We start from the raw sequence: 18373 nt of genomic DNA on the forward strand, positions 1-18373 counted from the left end.
ATGACCCCGCCGCCCCTTCCGCAGGATGCCGCCCTGTTCCTCGACTTCGACGGCTGTCTCGTGGACATCGCGCCGACGCCCGATTCCGTGACGGTCAGCCCCGAGCTGGCGGCGCGGCTCGACCGGCTTCATGCGCGGCTGGACGGGGCGCTGGCCCTGATCTCGGGCCGCAACGTCGAGGACCTGCGCGGCCGCTTCCCCGGCTTTCCCGGCGTCATCGCCGGCAGCCACGGCGCCGAGATGTCGCTGAAGCCCGGCCGGATCGACGCGGCGCATGGCATCGACTTCGACCTGCTGGCGCTGCACCGGCAGGCACGCGAGCTGGCCGCGCCCCATCCCGCCATCCTCGTCGAGGACAAGCCCCACGGCGTCGCGCTGCATTACCGGGCCGACCCTTCGCTGCGCGACGTGGTCGAGGACGCGATGCGCCAGCTGGCCGGGGCCTTCCCGGGGCTGGAGCTGCAACCGGCCAAGATGGCCGTCGAGCTGCGGCCCGCCGGCGTTCGCAAGGACGACGCCCTGGCCCGGCTGATGACCATGCCGCCCTTCGTCGGCCGCATGCCCGTCTATGCCGGGGACGATTTGACCGACGAGCCCGCGATGGCCGCGGCGCAGGACCAGGGCGGCTTCGCCATCAAGGTGGGCGAGGGGGACAGCGTGGCCCGTCACCGCCTGCCCGACCCGGCCGCGCTGTCGCGCTGGCTCGATGAAGCGCTGGCATAGGATGACCGCATGTCGCGCCTGATCGCCGTCTCGAACCGCCTGCCGCTTGGGGTCAACCCGTCCGGCGGCCTCGTCGTCGCGCTGGAGGATGCGCTGAAATCCTCGGGCGGCGTCTGGATCGGCTTTTCGGGCGAGCCGTCCGAATATCCGGCGGACCATCTTCACGAACATCCCGGCGCCGCCTTCCAGCGGCTGTCCTTCGACCTGAACGTCGAGGATTACGAGGCCTACTATCTCGGCTACTCCAACTCGATTCTCTGGCCGCTCTGCCATGGGCGGCCGAACCTGATGGAGATCCGGCCTGAATATCTCGAGGGATACCGGCGCGTGTCGGCGCGCGTCGCGGACCTGATGCTGCCCCATCTGCGCGAGGGCGACCGGATCTGGGTGCAGGACTACCAGCTCTTCCCCCTTGCGGCCGAGCTGCGCCAGCGCGGCGTGACGGTTCCGATCGGGTATTTCCTGCACATCCCCTTTCCCGGCCCGGCCGACTGCGCCGCGCTGCCGAACCCGGGCGAGCTGTTCGACTGGCTGTCCCATTACGACCTTCTGGGCTTTCAGGCGCAGCGCGACCTTGGCAACTTCGCCGAAAGCGCGCGGCAGCTGGCCGACCTGAAGCCGCTGTCCGACTCGCGCTTCCGCCTGTCCGGGCGCGAGGTGCAGGCGCAGGTCTTTCCCATCGGCATCGACGCCTCGGCCTTCATCGAGGAGGCCCGGCAGGCCCCGGACGAGGACCGGATGCGCAGCCTGACCGGGGCGCGGATGATGATCGGCGTGGACCGGCTGGACTACAGCAAGGGCCTGCCGCAGCGCTTCCGCGCCTTCCAGCTGCTGCTCGAGAGCAATCCCGACCTGATCGAGCAGATCTCGTTCCTGCAGATCGCCCCGCCGACCCGCGAATCGGTCGCCGCTTACCAAGACATTCGAGAAGAGACCGAGCATCTGTCGGGCCGCGTGAACGGGCAGTTCGCCACGCTGAACTGGACGCCGATCCGCTTCATCCACCGGCCCTTCCCGCGCAACGTGCTGGCCGGCCTCTACCGCCAGGCGCGGATCGGGCTGGTGACGCCGCTGGCGGACGGGATGAACCTCGTGGCCAAGGAATATGTCGCCGCGCAGGACGTGGTCGATCCGGGCGTGCTGATCCTGTCGCGATTCGCGGGCGCGGCCGAGACAATGACCGACGCGCTGATCATCAATCCCCACGATCCGCACGAGATGGCCGAGGCGATGGCCGAAGCCGTCCACATGACCCCGAAAGAGCGCCGCCGACGCCACTCGGCGCTGCTTCAGGGCGTGGTCGAGCAGGATGTCGGCTGGTGGTCCTCGACCTATCTCGCGGCGCTCGAGAAGGCCGCGCAAAGGCCGGTGGCGACGTCGGACGGATGAAATATGCCCGCCCGGTGATCATAGCTGGCAATCATCTGCACGGTTTCTGATCATTTCGCTGCGCCGCAGCACGATTGCGGCCGGAAGGGCTGCGAAAGGCCGTCGGGCTTGCTAGATTGAGGATGTGGACACTGGGTTGCGCCCTCCTCGACCCGCTCTGGTCCCAAGGCAGAAGACGAAGCCGCCGGACGCTGCCGCCCCTCCTCCCTGGCAGCGGGTCCGGCGGCTTTTTCTAGTCGACAAGGCCTTCAGGCTCCTCGCCGATCAACGCGGCGATCCGGCGGATGGCGGCAGCGTAGCCTTCAGGGCCGAGGCCCGCGATCACCCCGTCCGCGCGCATCGAGACATAGGAATGGTGCCGGAAGGCTTCCCGCTTGTGGACCTGGCTCAGATGGACCTCGATCACCGGCCCCTCGAAGGCGTTCAGCGCGTCCAGCACCGCGACAGAAGTGTGGGTCAGCGCCGCCGGGTTGATGACGATCCCCGCCGCCTCGTGCCGGGCCTCGTGGATCCAGTCGACGATCTGCCCCTCCCAGTTCGATTGCAGGAAGCGGATGGCGTGCGGGGCGGCGACGGCACGGCAGAGCGCCTCGACATCGGCCAGGGTCTCGCGGCCGTAGACCTCGGGCTGGCGCTGGCCCAGCAGGTTCAGGTTGGGGCCGTTCAGGACATGGATCAGGGGCATCGCGCTCTCCGGTGGCTCGGCCCGTCCTAGCGCAGGGGCGGGTCGCTGTCAGCAGGGCAGGGCGAGGATCGGGGCTTCGCGGTGGCTCGGATCGACCAGCATCAGGCCGGCGGCCGTCAGCACCGGCAGCGGCGCCTGGCCCGGCCCCGTCGCCAGCTCGGTCGCCGCGCCGTCCGGCGCCACCAGCACGAGGTGCGCGCCGCGCATCTCCAGCCGCCCCGGCCCCGGCGCCTGCCAGCCGGCAAGCCGCGGGCCGCTGTCCGGATCGTTCACCAGCTCGGCCGCCGCGTCCGCCGCCTGAAGCCGCATGCCGGGCAGAAGCGGCGCCTCCATGCGGTCCAGCGCCGCGCGCTCGCCAACGAGACTTCGGGTCATCAGGGCGGCAAGCGTCGCCAGGTCCCATCCGTGATGCGGCGCGGCGGCCGTCAGGACCAGCAGCTTCGCCACCGCCGCCACCGGGGTCATGTCGCCCGCACCGATGGCGCCGGTCTGCGCGATCCATGCGCCGGCGGCATAGTGGAAGGCGCCAGTTCGCCCGCCGACCGGCCGCGACGCGATCACCACGAGGACCGATGCCGCCCGCAAGGCCGCCTCCATCGCGCCGAGGCCTGCGGGGATGTTCCCCTCCCCAAATCCCTCCAGCACAAGGCCCGCGGCGCCGTCCAGCGCCGCCTCCACCAGCCGTGCCATCAGCGGCGCATCCGCCCGATGATCCGCCGGCACGGCCGAGATCAGCGGCACGCGCAGCGCGTCGATCCGCGCGGCCACCGCCTCCAGCTGCGCCCGCACCAGCGCGCGCGCATCCGGGTGATCCAGCGCCAGTTTCGGCGCGGCGGGACTGGGCAGGGGGCGCGCCGCGCCATGCCAGATGCCGATGCCGCTTTCCGCCAATGGCGGCAGGTGCGGGCTGTCGAAGGCGGCGAAGCGGCGGGTCGAGACCTTCAGCGCCCGGCTGCCGCGCAGGAGCCTGCCGTCGAAGAACACCCCCACCTCGGGCAGGCGCAGCGTCGCTGCCTGCAGCGCGCCCGAAAGGTTCGCAAAGGCGTCGCTGCCGGCGTTGAGGACCAGCCCCTCGGGCGCCTGCCGGAACAGGGGCAGCTGGGCGCCTGTCAGGATCAGGGGCTTGGACAGGGTCGCGCGCGGCAGGCCGAAAGGGCCGGGCACGTTCAGCAGCAGCGCCAGACCGGTGCCGCTGTAATCCATCGTGTCGGTGCCGTGCAGGATCACGAAGCCATCAAAGCTGTCATAAAGGTCCAGCACCCGCCCGGCGATCCGGCACCAGTCTGAGGGGCGCAGGTCGGTGCTGTCCAGCGCCGCCGCGCCTCCGGCGAAGCTCAGCGCGCCGTCATAGCACGCCTCCACCCCCGGCAGCGCCGCGCGCAGGGCGGGCCCGAGAAGCTCCTCGGCCGCGCGGGCGAAATCCGCGGGCGGCATCGGCGCCAGCGGCGCGCCAACCGACGAAATCGTGCCACCCGTGTTGATGATGCAGACCTTCATGCGCGCCCCCTTTTGGCCGAGCCATAGCCCGGCGAGGCGCGCATGATCCAGTCAGAAGCCGGAATGGGTCTTCAGGAACTCGGTTTCCTCGGGCGTGCTGTCGCGGCCGAGGATGGCGTTACGATGCGGGAAGCGGCCGAAGCGGGCAACGATGTCGCGATGCTCGCGCGCGAATTTTAGGCTGTTCTCGTCGCCGAGCGCCTCGTACAGCGCCACCGAACGCTCCTGATCGGCCAGATCTTCGCTGTGCATCAGCGGCAGGTAGAAGAACTGCCGCTCCTCCGCCGTGACCTTGGCGTCATGGCCGCGGTCCAGCGCGGTGTAGGCCACCCGCAGCGCCAGGTCGTTGCTTTCGAAGCTGCGGGCGTTGCCGCGGAAGATGTTGCGCGGGAACTGGTCCAGCACGATCGCCAGCGCCAGCGCGTCCCGCGGCCGGTCCATCCAGTGGTTCAGCTCGCCCGCATGGGCGGCCTCGTAGGTGGGGGTGAAGTCCTGCCGGATCGCGGCGTCGATCTCGTCGGATTTTGCGAACCAGCTGGGCCGCATCCGCTCCGAGAACCAGAAGTCCAGCACCTCGGCGGGGGTCTTGATCTGCATGACGTCCTCCTTTGCTGGCGTCAGGGTGGCCGCGCGGGCGGGGCAGGGCAAGGCCCGCGTCGTTCGGCCGCGCCGAACGCGGGGTTGGCGCGCGCGGCCGTGGCGCGAACGGGCGCGGCGCGTCATCTTGAGGCGCGAAAGGAGGGCGGATCATGACCCACGGATTGCACCACGTCACCGCCATCACCCGCGACGTCCAGAGCAACGTCGATTTCTGGATGGGCTTTCTGGGCCTGTCGCTGGTCAAGCAGACGGCCGGCTTCGAGGATGCGCAGCAGCTGCACCTGTTCTACGGCGATGCCGCCGGCAGCCCCGGCTCGCTGGTCAGCTTCCTCGTGTGGCAGGGCGGCGCGCCCGGCCGGGTCGGCCATGGGCAGGTCGCCGAAATCGCGCTGGAGATCCCGCGCGGCCGGATCGGCGACTGGCTGACCCGCGCGATGCAGCACGGGCTGCGGATCGAGGGCCCCTCGCGCGAGTTCGGCGCCCCGGTGCTGCGCCTGAAGGACCCCGACGGGATCATCGTCAAGCTGGTCGGCACGGACCTGCCCGACACCGGCTGGCCGGCCGCGCCTGCGCGGATGCACGGCGTCACCATCTGGTCCGAGGACGCGCCGGCCACCGCAGCCTTCCTCGGCCGCTTCGGCTTCACGCCTGCCGCGGCCGAGGGGAGCGTGCAGCGCCTGACGGCCGCGGCCGGGATCATCGACATCCGCGCGGCCGGGGGCTTCGTGCCGGGCATTCCGGGGACGGGGACGATCGACCATGTCGCCCTGCGCATGCCGGATGCCGCCGCCCTTGCGCCCTTCGCGGACGAGGGCACCCTGCACGACCGGCTCTACTTCACCTCGCTCTATCTGCGCGAGCCGGCTGGCATGCTGATCGAGCTGGCGACAGACGGCCCGGGCATGGCGGTGGACGAGCCTGCGAATGCACTCGGCCGCCGCCTGAAGGTGCCCCCGCATTTCACCGACGACATCGAGCTGCGGCTGCGCCTGCCGCAATTCGCCCGACCGGGCGAGGAAAGGAGACCCATGCGCGATCTGCCCTTCACCCACCGCCTCCACACCCCCGAGGAGCCGGACGGCAGCGTCATGCTGCTGCTCCACGGCACCGGCGGGAACGAGGCCGACCTGATGCCCCTGGCCCACCGCATCGCGCCCCGCGCGACGCTGCTGGGCGTGCGCGGTCGCTCGACGGGCGAGGGGGTGACCCGCTTCTTCCGCCGCCTGTCGATGACCGAGTTCGACCAGGACGACATCCGCGCCGAGGCCGAGGCTTTCGCCGCCTTCTGGGACGGCGCGGTGGCGGCCTATGATCTGGAACCGGCGCGAATCACGGTGCTGGGCTATTCCAACGGCGCCAACTTCGCCGGCGCGGTGATGGCGCTGCATCCGGCGCTGATGCGTCGCGCGATCCTGATGCGCCCGATGCTGGCGCTGAAGGCGCCAGCGCCGGCAGACCTCGCGGGCGTGTCCGTGCTGACGCTGCAGGGCGCGCGCGACCCCTATGGCGCCCACGCCCCGGCACTGAACGACTGGCTCGCGGTCTCCGGCGCGGCGCTGGATGCACGGGTGATCCCGGCCGGGCACGAGCTGGCGGCCGAGGATCTGGCGGCGGCGCAGGGTTGGCTGGCGGCGCAGTAGCGCCGCCGCCTCAGGCGAAGCGGAAGCGCGTGCCCCAGGGGTCGGTCAGCGACTGGCCGCTGCGGGCCGCGTCCGCCAGCGCCACCTCGGCCAGCCCGGCCATGTCCGGGTTCCGAGGGCCGGCGCCGCGGCTGTTCCAGATGTTGCCGGCCAGATGGTGGTGATAGCCGTTCCAGCCATACCAAGCCCCGCCCGGCGCGTCGAAGGTGCGCGTCATCCCCAGCCTGCCGCCGAAGAAGGCGTCCGCCGCGGCAAGATCGCCAACCTGCAGGTGGACATGACCGATCACCGTGCCCGGCGGCGCCCCGTGCCACGGCGCGTCCGCGCTGGCCGCCAGCGCGGCCAGGTCCAGCCGCTCGGTGGTCATGGCGATGCGGTCGCCTTCGCGCGGCCAAAGGGCGGGGTCGCGGTCGTGGTAGATCTCGATCCCGTTGCCCTCGGGGTCGTCGAGATAGAGCGCCTCGCTGACCCCGTGATCCGCCGCGCCGGACAGGCGGATGCCGCGCGCGGGCGCGTGGCGCAGCCAGCGACCCAAGGCGGCACGGTCCGGAAGCAGAAAGGCAGTGTGGAAGAGGCCCGCCTGCCGCGGATCGTGCGGCGCGGCGCCGGGCGCGGGGCGCAGTTCCAGCAGCAGCTTGTTTCCCGCGCCGAGGCGCGTCTCGTCCCCTGCCAGCGGGCGCAGGCCGAGCGCCGTCTGGTAGAACGCGCTGAGGCCCGGCAGGTGCCGGGCCAGAAGCGCCACATGGCTGATCGCGGTCATCTCGTCCTCATGGAAAAGCGGCGGCCGGGTGGTCCGGCCGCCGCGTGGGGTCATTTGAGGGGCTTCAAGCCCGCCTCGATCTGGGCGCGCTTGCCTTCAAGGAAGGGGGGCAGGGACAGGCCCTCGCCCATGCTCTCGGTCGGCTCGTCGACGTCGAAGCCCGGCCCGTCGGTCGCCAGCTCGAACAGCACCCCGCCCGGCTCGCGGAAATAGAGCGAGCGGAAGTAGTAGCGTTCCACCTCGCCCGAACTGGGGACGCGGAAGCCCTTCACGCGCTCGGTCCAGGCGGTCAGCGCCGCCGTGTCGGGCACGCGGAAGGCGACGTGATGGACGCCGCCGCGGCCTTGGCGGGCCTGCGGCAGGTCGGGCTGGACGGCGACGTGCAGTTCGGCCGCGGGGCCGCCCTCGCCCATCTCGAAGACATGGACATGGCCCTGCCCGTCGGGGCTGGCATAGTCGCGGACCTTCCGCATGTTCATGACCTGCGTGAGGACCGCCTCGGTCGGGGCCAGTTCGGGGACCGAGATGGTGATCGGGCCGAGGCCCTGGATCTGGTGCTCGGCCGGCACGTCCGTCCGCTCCCAGGGCTGGCCCTTGGGGTCCGGGCCGGCGATGAGGCGCAGGCGCTGGCCCTCGGGGTCCTCGACATCGAGGCCGAGGCGGATGTCCTGCGTGTCGATCTCGCCGACCGTGGCGCCGTGCTCGCGCAGGCGCGCGGCCCAGAAGTCGAGGCTTTCCTCGCGGACGCGCAGGCCGGTGCGGATGATCGAGTTCGTCCCGCGTTTCTCGGGGGCGGCGGGCCAGTCGAAGAAGGTGATGTCGGTGCCGGGGCTGCCGGCGCCGTCCGCGAAGAAGAGGTGATAGGCCGAGGTGTCGTCCTGGTTCACGGTCTTCTTCACCCGGCGCAGGCCGAGCGCCTGGGTGTAGAAGCGGTTGTTGGCCGCCGCGTTGGCGGTGATGGCGGTCAGGTGGTGGATTCCGGTCAGCTGCATGGCAGGCTCCTTTCCTCTGTCCCGCTCAATATGGCGCAGGCGGGTCGTTCGCGGCAGACGCGCGGGTGGGAATGCGGCGTTCGGTTCTTGCGAACGGCGGCCGTGGCGGTAGGGTGACGCCATGTGGACCATCGCCGACATTCGCACCTTTTTGGACGTCATGGATGCGGGCAGCATCTCGGGCGCGGCGGCGCGGGCGGATCTGTCCAAATCGGTCGTCAGCAAGCGGATCAGCGACTTCGAGGCGGCCATCGGCGTGCCCCTCTTCACCCGCCATGCCGGCCGCATCGCGCCCACCGAGAGCGCGCTGGCCTTGGCCGAGCGGCTGCGCCCGGCGCTGGCTGAGCTGGTCGCCGCGACCGAAAGCGTCGCCAGCCCCGAGGCGGGGCTGCGCGGACGGCTGTCCATCGCGGCGCCGATGAGCTTCGGCATCCGGCATCTGGGGCCGGTGATTGCCGGATTCGCGCGGGCGCATCCGGGGCTGGAGATCGTGCTGGATTACGACGACCGGCAGACGGACCTGGCGCGGACGGGCTTTGACCTGGGGCTGCGGATCGGGCATCTGAAGGACAGCAGCCTGATGGCGCGGCGGCTCTGCGAAGACCCGCGTGTGCTGGTCGCCTCGCCCGATTACCTGGCCGTGGCGGGGGATGTGGCGGCGCCCGAGGATCTGAAGCGGCACGAGGTCATCGGCTACCTGAACGCCCGGCTCGGCGAGACCTGGCCCTTTGCGGGCGAGGCGCCTCGGCCGGGGCGGATCATGGCGAACAATGGCGAGGCGATGCGGGACATGGCCATCGGCGGGCTGGGGCTGGCGCTGCTGCCGCTGTTCATCGTCCATGACGCGATCCGCGACGGGCGGCTCAGGCGGCTGCTGCCGGATCTGCCGCAGGAGCCGCTGCCGATCAGCCTCGTCTGGCCGCCGATCCGGCCGATGCCGCTGAAGACGCGGCTGCTGATCGATCATGTCGCGGGGGCGTTCAGCGGGGCGCCGCCGTGGCAGCGGGGGCTTTAGCCGGCGGGTCCGCCGGCGGTGGCCGAGGGGCTTTGCCCCCCGGACCCCCCAGGATATTTGAGGACCAAAGCAGGGGCAGGGGTGCCGCTGGCGAGGAGGGGTTTATGCTTGTCGATCCGAATGCACCGTTCTTCCGGCATCTTTGGGTGCGGGTGCTCTGCGTAGTGCTGCCGCTGGCCTGGGCGGGGATGGAGCTGGCGAACGGCAGCCCGTTCTGGGCGATCCTCTTCGGGGCGGCGGGCGTCTATCTGGCCGTCGCGCTGTTCGTGTGGCGGCGGCCCGAGTGAGCCGCCGCCCTTGCCTCAGGCGCTGAGCGCGGGGGCGCCCTGGAGCCAGGCGAAGCCGTGGCCCCGGAGGGTGAGGGTGCCGTGGCTCGCCTCTGCATCGGATGGGTCGAGAAGCTCGGCGCTGTCCGCCTGCAGCGTCACCGGGGTCTCGCCGAGGTTGAAGACGCAGGTCAGCACCTCGTCGCCCTTGCGGCGGCGGAAGGCGAGGATCGGCTCGGACAGGTCGAGGAACTCGGTCGTGCCGTGGCCGAGCGGTTCTTGGGCCTTGCGGAAGGCGATCAGGCGGCGATAGGCGGCGAGGGTGCTGTCCTCGCCCCCTTGCGTCGAGACGGCCCGGTCCAGCTGCGGCGCCTTGACGGGCAGCCAGGGGGCGGCGTCGGTGAAGCCGCCCTGCGGGGCCTGCGCGTCCCAGGGCATGGGAGTGCGGCAGCCGTCGCGGCCCTTGATCTCGGGCCAGTAGCGCAGGGCCGGGGGGTCGGTCAGCTCATGCCGCTCCATCACCGTTTCCGGCAAGGCCAGCTCCTCGCCCTGGTAGAGGCAGATCGTGCCGGGGAAGGACAGCAGCATCGCCGCCGAGAGGCGCGCGAGGCGGTCAGGGTCCGAGGTCTCGGTCTGCCAGCGGGTGACATGGCGCACGACGTCGTGGTTGGAGAAGCTCCAGCAGCTGTGCCCGTCGGCGGCGCTGTTCTGGACCTCTTCGATGCAGCGACGGAAATGGGCGGCGGTGAAGGTCCGGCCCAGCATCTCGAAGCTGTAGCACATGTGCAGCTTGTCGCCGCCCGAGGTGTATTCGGCCATGATGCGGATGCCGGTCTCGCCCTGGTCGCCGACCTCGCCGACCATCATGCGCCCCTCGTACTCGTCCGTCAGCGCCCGCATGCGCTTGAGGAAGGCGATGTTGTCCGGCTGGTTGCGCGATTCCACATGGCGCTGCCAGCTGTAGGCGTCCGGGCCGCGATAGTCGGGGTTGGGCGGGTTGTCGCGCAGATCGCCGTGGTGGAAGTAGTAGTTCACCGTGTCGAGGCGGAAGCCGTCCACGCCGCGCTCCAGCCAGAAGCGCATCGTGTCCAGAAGCGCGTCCTGCACGGCCGGGTTCCACAGGTTCAGGTCCGGCTGCTCGGTCAGGAAGTTGTGGAGGTAGTACTGCCTGCGCCGCGGCTCCCATTCCCAAGCCGGGCCGCCGAAGACCGAGAGCCAGTTGTTCGGGGGCGTGCCGTCGGGCTTAGGGTCGGCCCAGACATACCAGTCGGCCTTGTCGCCCTCGCGGCTGGCGCGGCTTTCGGCGAACCACGGGTGCTGGTCCGAGCTGTGCGAGAGGACCTGGTCGATGATGACCTTCAGCCCCAACTCATGCGCCCGCGCCACCATGGCGTCGAAATCCTCCATCGTGCCGAAGAGCGGGTCGATGCCGGTGTAGTCGGCGACGTCGTAGCCCATGTCCTTCATCGGCGAGGTGAAGATCGGCGACAGCCAGATCGCGTCCACCCCGAGGCTGGCGACATGGTCGAGCCGCCGGGTGATGCCGATCAGGTCGCCAATGCCGTCGCCGTTCGAATCCTGAAAGCTGCGGGGGTAGATCTGGTAGATCACCGCGTCGCGCCACCATTCCTGCATTCTGCGTCCTTTCCTTCGTGTCGGGGTCAATCAATCCCAGGTCGCGCCGGGATGAAAGGCCGACCCGGTGACAGGGGCGTGAGGATCAGCCAAGCCCGATCCGGCGCGCGGCCATCCGCTCGAGCGTCTGGAAGGTCTGGTGGATCAGGATGGCGATGATCCCGACGACCATGCCGCCCTGCAGGACGAAGGCGGTGTTGGAGGACAGGAGGCCGGCGATGATGACCTCGCCCAGGGTGCGGGCGGCGACGGTCGAGCCGATCGTCGCCGTGCCGAGCGAGATGACGGCGGTCAGGCGCATGCCCGTCAGGATCACCGGCAGGGCCAGCGGCAGATCGACCTGCCACAGGCGCTGGCGCGCGGTCAGGCCCATGCCGCGCGCGGCCTCGGCCACCTGCGCGGGCTGGCGGGTCAGGCCGGCCAGCGCGTTCTCGAAGACCGGCAGCAGTCCGTAGAGGAACAGCGCGACCAGCGTCGGACCCGCGCCGAAGCCCATCACCGGCACGGCCAGCGCCAGGACGGCGACCGGGGGCAGCGTCTGGCCGACGGCGGTGATCGTGCGCGCCAGCGGCAGGAACTCGCGCCCGGCGGGGCGGGTCACCAGCACGGCGAGGATCAGCGCCACGAGCGTCGAGGCGGAGACGGCCAGCGCGACCAGCGTCAGGTGCGACAGGGTCAGCGACCAGAGCGGGGTCTGCGTGTAGATCGCCGGCTGGTTCGGCCGGATCAGCGGCTGGAAGAGCCCGGCAAAGCTGTGCGGGCTGGCCAGGAAGGCCAGCAGGAACAGCAGCGCCGCGGCCAGCAGCAGCCGTCCCGTCACTCGGCCGCCCGTGCGGTGGGGGCGGCCTCGGCGCGCAGGGCGGCCAAGGTGACGATGCCCCCGCCCTCGACCGGGACCGCGTCGCGGCCGGACCAGAGGCACTCGGCCAGCGCGTCGCGCAAGGACGCCGTGCGCGGGATCGGCGCGCCATCGGCCTGCCCGGCGCGCGCGACGGCGCTGGCCGGGGTGAGCGAGAGCAGCCGGAACGGCCGCTCGGCCTGACCGACGAGATCGCGCACGAAGGGCGTGGCGGGCGCCGTCAGCACCTCGGCCGGCGGGGCGTATTGCACGAGCCGCCCCTTGTCCATGACCGCGATCCGGTCGCCCAGGGTCACGGCCTCTTCCATGTCGTGGGTCACGAGGATCAGCGTCGTGCCCAGCTGGCGCTGGATGTCGCGCAAATCGTGCTGCGCCTTGGCGCGGATCACGGGGTCCAGCGCGCCGAAGGGCTCGTCCATCAGCAGCAGGTCCGGGCGCGCAGCGAGGGCGCGGGCGACGCCGACGCGCTGCTGCTGGCCGCCCGACAGCTCTTGCGGCATCCGGTCGCGGAAGGCGGCGGGGTCCAGCTGGAACAGCTCGAGCAGCTCGTCCACGCGGGCGCGGATCGCCTCGGGCTTCCAGCCGAGCAGCTTCGGCACGGTGCCGATGTTGCGGGCGACGCTGTGATGGGGAAAGAGACCGTGGCCCTGGATCGCGTAGCCGATCCGGCGGCGCAGCAGGTGCGGGGCAATGTCCTGCGTGTCCTCGCCGTCGATCAGCACCTGCCCGTGCGTCGGCTCGACCAGGCGGTTGATCATCCGCAAGAGCGTCGTCTTGCCCGAGCCCGAGGTGCCGACCAGCGCCGCGATCTGGCCCTTCTCGACCGTCAGGCTGACATCGTCGACCGCCGCCGTGCCGTCATAGATCTTGGTGAGGTTCCGGATCTCGATCATCTCATGCCTCCTGCCGGCGTCGCGCCGTGCCCTCGACCACCAGGTCCATCGCGATCCCCGCGACCAGTGTCAGCGCGATGGTGGGAAGCGCGCCCAGAAGAACAAGGTCCATGGCCGTCTGGTTCAGGCCTTGGAAGACGAAGGTGCCGAAGCCGCCGCCGCCGATCAACCCGGCGATCACCGCAAGTCCGATGTTCTGGACCAGGACGATCCGCACTGCCGCCAGCAACACCGGCAGCGCCAGCGGGATCAGCACCCAGCCCAGCAGCTGCGGCCGCGTCAGGCCGAGGCCCATCGCCGCGTCGCGGGTCGAGGGGCTGACCCCGTCCAGGCCCGTCAGCGTGTTCGACACCACCGGCAGCAGGGAATAGAGAAACAGCGCCACCAGCGCGGGGAAGACCCCGATGCCGGACACGCCCGCCTGAGCGGCGCCGGGCACGGTCGCCGCGATCCAGCTGAAGATCGGGATCATGATCCCGAACAGCGCCAGCGAGGGGATGGTCTGCAGGATGTTCAGCACCGACAGCACCGGCCCGCGCAGGCGCCGCGCCCCGTAGAGCAGCATCCCGATCGGCAGCCCGACCAGCAGCGCAAGGCCGAGCGAGCCGAAGGCCAGCAGCAGATGCGCCCGCGCCTCGCGCAGGAACACCTCGCGCCGGACGCTGTATTCGCGCAGGGTCGAGACCTGGTCCAGCGCGCCCGAGGCGAGCAGGAACCAGGCGGCCGCGACCGCGCCGGCCAGCAGCAGCCCGCGCAGCATCAGGCCGGGCCGCAGCCGCGCGACCGCGTCGGCCAGCATCAGCACCAGCGCCAGCAGCAGAAGCCAGAAGCCGCTGGCCGGCGACACGCGGGCGAGCGTGTCGCCCTCGGGCGTCAGGTGGCGCGCCGCCGCGCCGATGGCCAGCAGCACCGCCAGCAGGGCCGCAAGCGCCGCGGTCAGCCGCAGAATCGCGGGCAGCCGGAAGACGCCCATCGCGAACATCGCAGCCAGCGCGAACAGAAGCGCGACCCCAAGCGGCAGGGCCGCGGCCAGCGTCGCGCCTTCACCGGCGAGGATGCGGTTCGGCTTGAACTCCGCGAAGGGCAGGATCAGCCCGGCCAGCCCGATCAGGGCGAACAGAAGACCCGGGCGATCCAGCCGCATCGGCTCAGTCCAGGAACCCGGCCGAGGTCAGCCATTCGCGCGCCACCGCGTCCGACGGCTCGCCGCCGACCTGGATGCGGCCGTTCAGCTCTTGCAGGGTCTCGAGGTCCAGCGCCTCGAAGATCGGGGTCAGCACGTCGCGGATCTGGGGATGGGCCTCCAGCACCTCGGCGCGGACGATGGGGGCGGGCTGGTAGACGGGCTGCACGCCCTGGTCATCCTCCATCACGACAAGGCCCGCCGGGGCGATGCCGCCATCGGTGCCGTAGACCATCGCCGCATTCACGCCCGAGGTCTGCTGCGCCGCCGCCGCGATCGTCGCCGCCGTGTCGCCGCCCGCCAGCTGCACCAGCTGGTTCGAGCTGAGCGTGAAGCCGTAGGTCTCCTGGAAGGCCGGCAGCGCGGCCGGTGAGGTCACGAACTCGGTCGAGGCGGCCAGCATGATCTCGCCGCCGCCCGCGATCCACTCGCCCATCTGCGACATCGTGGTCAGGCCATGCTCCTCGGCCAGGTCCTGGCGCAGGGCGATGGCCCAGGTGTTGTTGGCGGGCGAGGGGGTCAGCCAGACGATGTCGTTCGCCTCAAGGTCCAGCTCGGCCACGCGCTCATAGGCGGCGGTCGCGTCCTTCCAGACGTCGCTGTCCGCCTCGTCGAAGAAGAAGGCGCCGTTGCCGGTATATTCGGGATAGATGTCGATCTGGCCGGCCACGATGGCGTCGCGCATGATCGGGGTTCCGCCCAGCTGCAGCCGGTCCTGCGCCGGAAGCCCCGCGTCCTGGAGCGCCAGCAGGATCATGTTGCCCAGCAGCCCGCCCTCCGTGTCGATCTTGGAGGAGACGGTGATGTCCTGCGCGGACGCCGAATGTGCGGCAAGCGCAAGCGCCGCCGCCGCAAGGGTGGTGTAAGCCTTCATGCTGATCTCTCCAGTCGCCCATGTCCCTCGGCGCTTCGCGCCGGAAGTAGAAGGAGCCGATGCGCGGAATGGTTCCCGGGCGCCGAAAAAAATCAGCCGCCGAAGCTGCTGCGGCTGCCGCCGGTGTTGCCGAAGCCCCCGCGCGAGGCCGCGGTCGCGCGGCTCATCGGTGCCTGCCCCGCGGTGGCGGCCGGGCGGGCGAAGCTCTGCGTGCCCATCTGCGCGCGGCCCGCATTGCTGCCGAAGCTGGTGGTGCGCGCGGCGTTGGTGTAGCCGCCGGCGGCGTTGCGATACATCGGCTGCGCGGCGGCGGTGCCGGCCATCCCGCGGCCCAGCATGTTGCCGATCAGGTAGCCGGCCAGCAGCGGCATGAAGATGCTGCCCGAGCCGCCCGCCTGTTCCGCCTCGGAGCCGCAGGCGCCCTGGCCGTGCTGCTCCTCGCAGACGGCGAGGCTGTCATAGCGCGGCGCGGCCTCGACATGCAGCGCCTCGGCCTCGGCGAAGGCCTGGTCGCATTCGGCGGGGGTGAAAAGTCCGCCCGACGAAGCCGCCGCCTGGCAGCTGGCGAGGTCGGGGAAGGCCTGCGCCTCGACCTGCTCCTCGCGGCAGCCGGCGACGGTGAAGGCGGCGGCGCCGAGGATGGTCAGCGCGACGGTCCGGGAACGTTTCCTCATGTGGTCCTCCTGCGGTCAGTCCGCGATGAAATGCGGCTTGAACCGCGACAGATCCTGCGTGATGCGCGCCCGGTCCTCGCGGATGCCGATGCCGGCGCAGGCATGGCCGACGATCCACGCGCCGATGACCGGGCGAAAGCCGTCCATGACGGGCAGCGGGTGGTAGGCCTGGACGATGCGCGGGTGGCGGTCGTAGTCGCCGGCCTCCGTGGCCTCGCTCACATCGCCGTTCTCGACAATGGAGACGCCGGCCCCCTCGCGCGAGAAGATGGGCTTGACGACATGGCCCGCCGCCAGCTGGTCCTGCGCCAGCGCGAAGGCCTGCGCCACGGCGGGAACGGGCCGCCCGCCGGCCACCAGCGCGTCGGCGACGTCATCGGCGAAGAAGGCGGGCAGCAGGTTCGGATGGCCGGGGAACATCTGCCACAACACCGGCAGCAGCCCCTTGTTCGACACGACCGCCTTCCAGGCCGGCTCGAGGAACATGCAGCCCGATCCCGCGATGTGACGCGCGTAGTCGTCCGCCAGCAGGTCCTCCCACGGGTAGAGCTTGAAGAGCGTGCCGATCACCTGGCTCTCGCCGTCCAGGAACTGTCCCTCGGCGCTGACGCCGAGCTGCGCGAGATCCGTGAAATGCGCGCCCATCCCCGCCTCGCGCGCGGCCCAGGCCATCGCCTCGACCGTGGCGTAATCCTCGGGATTGTCCTCGGCGGCGGTGAAGTGGATGTCGGTGTCCTTTGGAAACAGCGCGCCGAAACGCTCGACCAGCGCCTCGTGAATGCCGTTGAACTGGTCTGCGCCCTCGGGCAGCACGCCCGCCTCAAGCTGGTCCTCGAGCCATTGCCACTGGAACGCCGCCGCCTCGTAGAGCGAGGTCGGCGTGTCGGCGTTGTATTCCAGCAGCTTCGCAGGCCCGTTCCCGTCATAGGCCAGGTCCATGCGGCCGTAGATCTCGGGCTCGCCCCGCGCCCAGCTGTCGGCCAGAAGCCCGTGATGCGCCGCGGGGATGCCCATGCGCGTCATCAGGGCGGGATCGGCCACGATCCGGTCGACGGCGTTCCTGACCATCGCGTGCAGCTCGGTCGCCGGGTCCTCGATGTCGGTCTCGACCTGGGCCAGCGTCAGCCGGTAGGCCGAGCTTTCGTCCCAGTAGGGCTCGCCATGCATATGGGCGAAGGTGAAGCCGACCTCGGCGGCCTTATCTGCAAGGTCGGGGCGTTCGGGGAGGGTGATCTTCTGCATGGTCCAGACATAGGGGCTGGATGCCCCGAGGGCCAGACCCTGACGTCCCGCGGGCAAGCGGCGCAGGGTCGCGGAACGGCGGCGCCGGGCCCCGCGTTCGCCAGGGGCGATCCGCCCGCGACATCCACGAAGGAGCCGCCATGTCCCGAACCGCCCGCCCCTGGGCCATCGCCGTCCTCGTGGCGGCAGTGGCCTTCGCGGCATCCCCGATCATCTTCCCCGAATTCGCGGGCTACCGGCCCGACCTCTTCCCGATCCCGCAAGAGGACCCGCCGGTCCAGCCGGCGGGCTGGGCCTTCTCGATCTGGGGGCTGATCTATGCCTGGCTGATCGCGGGGGCGGGCTACGGGTTGTGGAAGCGGGCCGATGCGCCGGACTGGCAGGCGATGCGCCCGCCGCTGCTGGGGAGCCTCGTGGTGGGCTTCTTCTGGATCCCGGTGGCCAACCGGATGCCGGGCCTTGCGACGCTGATGATCCTGGCGATGCTGGCGGGCGCGCTGGTCGCGATGCTGCGCGCGGGCGAGTCTGACCCGTGGTGGCAGCGGCGGCCGGTCGCGCTCTATGCTGGCTGGCTGACGGCGGCGTCGGGGGTCTCGATCGGCGTCTGGCTGGGCGGGCATGGCGTGATGTCGCCAGAGGCCGCCGCGGTGCTGTGCCTTCTGGGCGTCACCGCGCTGGCGCTGGCGGTGCAGGGGCGGCGGCCGCGGGAATGGGCCTATGGCGCCGCGGTCCTCTGGGCGCTGGTCGGGGTCATTGCCGCCAATGCGGGCGCCGGACGCTGGCTCATCGCGCTGCTGGCGGCACTCGGCGCGGCTGCGCTGCTTGGTCGCATCTGGACGAATCGCCGCCAAGCCTAGCCTGTTGTCCCAGCACGGAGAAACCTGATGGATCGCCGCGTCTTCCTGTCCCTTGCCACCATGCTGTCGGCCGTGGCCGCGGGCGTGACCACCCGCCGGGCCGAGGCCGGGCCTGCGCCCAGCTTCACCTTCCCCTCGATAGACGGCGGCATGATGGACAGCGCCGACTGGCGCGGCCGGCCGGTTCTGGTGGTGAACACCGCCTCGCTCTGCGGCTTCTCGGGGCAGCTTCGCGACATGCAGGCGCTGCACGAGCGCCACGGCCCGCGCGGGCTGGTCGTCCTGGCGGTGCCGTCGGACGACTTCAACCAGGAGCTGGCTTCGGGCAAGGAAGTCAGCGAGTACTGCCAGATGGAATACGGCATCACGCTGCCGATGACGGACATCCTGCACGTGGCCAAGGGCGAGGTGCATCCCTTCTATGGCTGGGTGCGCCAGCAGACGGGCTTCGTGCCGAAATGGAACTTCGGCAAGGTGCTGCTGGGACCGGACGGGCAGATCCTGGGCAGCTGGGGGTCCTTCACCAAGCCCGGCAGCCGCCAGATCGAGGCCGCCTTCGCGCCCTATCTCGCCGCCTGATCGCGCCGCC

19 protein-coding genes are annotated in these 18373 nt (G+C 71.0%); 7 read left to right on the top strand and 12 right to left on the bottom strand.

The genetic code is table 11. The features are described from left to right. Both otsB and BLP73_RS06030 read left to right on the top strand, forming a co-directional pair. Positions 1–723, top strand: a complete 723-nt coding sequence (gene otsB / locus BLP73_RS06025) for a trehalose-phosphatase (protein WP_090741299.1) — start codon at positions 1–3, stop codon at positions 721–723. Between the two features lie 9 nt (positions 724–732). Beyond that, positions 733–2112 carry an alpha,alpha-trehalose-phosphate synthase (UDP-forming) gene (locus BLP73_RS06030; protein ID WP_090741301.1) on the top strand — a complete coding sequence of 460 codons (1380 nt, stop codon included), beginning with the start codon at positions 733–735 and terminating at the stop codon, positions 2110–2112. A 232-nt stretch (positions 2113–2344) separates the two neighbouring features. On the opposite strand, the gene aroQ is transcribed toward BLP73_RS06030, so the two are convergent. Genes aroQ through BLP73_RS06045 form a run of 3 tightly spaced genes read right to left on the bottom strand, consistent with a single transcriptional unit; the run spans position 2345 to position 4891 of the window. Continuing rightward, complete coding sequence (gene aroQ / locus BLP73_RS06035) at positions 2345–2797, bottom strand: type II 3-dehydroquinate dehydratase (RefSeq protein WP_090741303.1); 453 nt, start codon at positions 2795–2797, stop codon at positions 2345–2347. Positions 2798–2845: 48 nt separating this feature from the next. After that, complete coding sequence (locus BLP73_RS06040) at positions 2846–4294, bottom strand: asparaginase (RefSeq protein ID WP_090741305.1); 1449 nt, start codon at positions 4292–4294, stop codon at positions 2846–2848. A 51-nt stretch (positions 4295–4345) separates the two neighbouring features. Continuing rightward, the gene (locus tag BLP73_RS06045) at positions 4346–4891 is read right to left on the bottom strand and encodes a DUF924 family protein (protein ID WP_090741307.1); all 546 of its coding nucleotides are present in this window, start codon (positions 4889–4891) and stop codon (positions 4346–4348) included. Positions 4892–5043: 152 nt separating this feature from the next. On the opposite strand from BLP73_RS06045, the gene BLP73_RS06050 reads away from it, so the two are divergent. Beyond that, positions 5044–6534 (top strand): VOC family protein, encoded by a 1491-nt coding sequence (locus tag BLP73_RS06050; RefSeq protein WP_090741309.1) that lies wholly within the window; start codon positions 5044–5046, stop codon positions 6532–6534. Between the two features lie 10 nt (positions 6535–6544). Here BLP73_RS06050 and BLP73_RS06055 read toward each other — a convergent pair whose 3' ends face one another. Beyond that, positions 6545–7348: a VOC family protein gene (locus tag BLP73_RS06055; protein WP_245686564.1), complete on the bottom strand. Its 804-nt coding sequence runs from the start codon at positions 7346–7348 to the stop codon at positions 6545–6547. Further along, complete coding sequence (locus BLP73_RS06060) at positions 7345–8286, bottom strand: ring-cleaving dioxygenase (protein ID WP_090741311.1); 942 nt, start codon at positions 8284–8286, stop codon at positions 7345–7347. Before BLP73_RS06060 ends, BLP73_RS06055 begins: the two co-directional genes overlap by 4 nt. Positions 8287–8407: 121 nt before the next feature. Here BLP73_RS06060 and BLP73_RS06065 point away from each other — a divergent pair, with 121 nt between their 5' ends. Continuing rightward, entirely contained in the window at positions 8408–9301 is an 894-nt protein-coding gene (locus tag BLP73_RS06065) for a LysR family transcriptional regulator (RefSeq protein WP_090741315.1), read from the top strand. Between the two features lie 104 nt (positions 9302–9405). After that, positions 9406–9588 (top strand): hypothetical protein, encoded by a 183-nt coding sequence (locus BLP73_RS06070; RefSeq protein ID WP_090741317.1) that lies wholly within the window; start codon positions 9406–9408, stop codon positions 9586–9588. Between the two features lie 15 nt (positions 9589–9603). Here the strand turns inward: BLP73_RS06070 and BLP73_RS06075 are convergent, their stop codons facing one another. The 7 genes from BLP73_RS06075 to BLP73_RS06105 all read right to left on the bottom strand — a co-directional run bounded on the left by BLP73_RS06075 (position 9604) and on the right by BLP73_RS06105 (position 16927). Further along, complete coding sequence (locus tag BLP73_RS06075) at positions 9604–11202, bottom strand: alpha-glucosidase family protein (RefSeq protein ID WP_090741319.1); 1599 nt, start codon at positions 11200–11202, stop codon at positions 9604–9606. A gap of 85 nt (positions 11203–11287) precedes the next feature. Beyond that, positions 11288–12022 (bottom strand): ABC transporter permease, encoded by a 735-nt coding sequence (locus BLP73_RS06080; protein ID WP_090741321.1) that lies wholly within the window; start codon positions 12020–12022, stop codon positions 11288–11290. Next, a complete protein-coding gene (locus tag BLP73_RS06085; protein ID WP_090741323.1) occupies positions 12019–12954 on the bottom strand; it encodes an ABC transporter ATP-binding protein in 936 nt (311 codons plus the stop codon). Before BLP73_RS06085 ends, BLP73_RS06080 begins: the two co-directional genes overlap by 4 nt. A gap of 1 nt (position 12955) precedes the next feature. Continuing rightward, a complete protein-coding gene (locus BLP73_RS06090) occupies positions 12956–14098 on the bottom strand; it encodes an ABC transporter permease (RefSeq protein WP_090741325.1) in 1143 nt (380 codons plus the stop codon). 4 nt (positions 14099–14102) lie between these two features. Continuing rightward, on the bottom strand, positions 14103–15011 hold the full coding sequence (osmF, locus tag BLP73_RS06095) for a glycine betaine ABC transporter substrate-binding protein OsmF (RefSeq protein ID WP_090741327.1): 909 nt from the start codon (positions 15009–15011) through the stop codon (positions 14103–14105). Positions 15012–15103: 92 nt separating this feature from the next. Next, positions 15104–15685 carry a DUF1190 domain-containing protein gene (locus tag BLP73_RS06100; RefSeq protein WP_090741329.1) on the bottom strand — a complete coding sequence of 194 codons (582 nt, stop codon included), beginning with the start codon at positions 15683–15685 and terminating at the stop codon, positions 15104–15106. Positions 15686–15700: 15 nt separating this feature from the next. Then, positions 15701–16927 carry a glutathionylspermidine synthase family protein gene (locus BLP73_RS06105; RefSeq protein WP_090741331.1) on the bottom strand — a complete coding sequence of 409 codons (1227 nt, stop codon included), beginning with the start codon at positions 16925–16927 and terminating at the stop codon, positions 15701–15703. Between the two features lie 140 nt (positions 16928–17067). On the opposite strand from BLP73_RS06105, the gene BLP73_RS06110 reads away from it, so the two are divergent. Continuing rightward, the gene (locus BLP73_RS06110; RefSeq protein WP_090741334.1) at positions 17068–17784 is read left to right on the top strand and encodes a TspO/MBR family protein; all 717 of its coding nucleotides are present in this window, start codon (positions 17068–17070) and stop codon (positions 17782–17784) included. A 27-nt stretch (positions 17785–17811) separates the two neighbouring features. Next, positions 17812–18363, top strand: a complete 552-nt coding sequence (locus BLP73_RS06115; protein WP_090741336.1) for a glutathione peroxidase — start codon at positions 17812–17814, stop codon at positions 18361–18363. Positions 18364–18373: the final 10 nt, after the last annotated feature.

It is taken from the genome of Paracoccus tibetensis, from assembly GCF_900102505.1.
Taxonomy (GTDB): domain Bacteria; phylum Pseudomonadota; class Alphaproteobacteria; order Rhodobacterales; family Rhodobacteraceae; genus Paracoccus; species Paracoccus tibetensis.

Coding starts and splice junctions, on each gene's coding strand:
- otsB (WP_090741299.1), top strand. CDS start 1: ATGACCCCGCCGCCCCTTCCGCAGGATGCCGCCCTGTTCCTCGACTTC.
- BLP73_RS06030 (WP_090741301.1), top strand. CDS start 733: ATGTCGCGCCTGATCGCCGTCTCGAACCGCCTGCCGCTTGGGGTCAAC.
- aroQ (WP_090741303.1), bottom strand. CDS start 2,797: ATGCCCCTGATCCATGTCCTGAACGGCCCCAACCTGAACCTGCTGGGC.
- BLP73_RS06040 (WP_090741305.1), bottom strand. CDS start 4,294: ATGAAGGTCTGCATCATCAACACGGGTGGCACGATTTCGTCGGTTGGC.
- BLP73_RS06045 (WP_090741307.1), bottom strand. CDS start 4,891: ATGCAGATCAAGACCCCCGCCGAGGTGCTGGACTTCTGGTTCTCGGAG.
- BLP73_RS06050 (WP_090741309.1), top strand. CDS start 5,044: ATGACCCACGGATTGCACCACGTCACCGCCATCACCCGCGACGTCCAG.
- BLP73_RS06055 (WP_245686564.1), bottom strand. CDS start 7,348: ATGACCCCACGCGGCGGCCGGACCACCCGGCCGCCGCTTTTCCATGAG.
- BLP73_RS06060 (WP_090741311.1), bottom strand. CDS start 8,286: ATGCAGCTGACCGGAATCCACCACCTGACCGCCATCACCGCCAACGCG.
- BLP73_RS06065 (WP_090741315.1), top strand. CDS start 8,408: ATGTGGACCATCGCCGACATTCGCACCTTTTTGGACGTCATGGATGCG.
- BLP73_RS06070 (WP_090741317.1), top strand. CDS start 9,406: ATGCTTGTCGATCCGAATGCACCGTTCTTCCGGCATCTTTGGGTGCGG.
- BLP73_RS06075 (WP_090741319.1), bottom strand. CDS start 11,202: ATGCAGGAATGGTGGCGCGACGCGGTGATCTACCAGATCTACCCCCGC.
- BLP73_RS06085 (WP_090741323.1), bottom strand. CDS start 12,954: ATGATCGAGATCCGGAACCTCACCAAGATCTATGACGGCACGGCGGCG.
- BLP73_RS06090 (WP_090741325.1), bottom strand. CDS start 14,098: ATGCGGCTGGATCGCCCGGGTCTTCTGTTCGCCCTGATCGGGCTGGCC.
- osmF (WP_090741327.1), bottom strand. CDS start 15,011: ATGAAGGCTTACACCACCCTTGCGGCGGCGGCGCTTGCGCTTGCCGCA.
- BLP73_RS06100 (WP_090741329.1), bottom strand. CDS start 15,685: ATGAGGAAACGTTCCCGGACCGTCGCGCTGACCATCCTCGGCGCCGCC.
- BLP73_RS06105 (WP_090741331.1), bottom strand. CDS start 16,927: ATGCAGAAGATCACCCTCCCCGAACGCCCCGACCTTGCAGATAAGGCC.
- BLP73_RS06110 (WP_090741334.1), top strand. CDS start 17,068: ATGTCCCGAACCGCCCGCCCCTGGGCCATCGCCGTCCTCGTGGCGGCA.
- BLP73_RS06115 (WP_090741336.1), top strand. CDS start 17,812: ATGGATCGCCGCGTCTTCCTGTCCCTTGCCACCATGCTGTCGGCCGTG.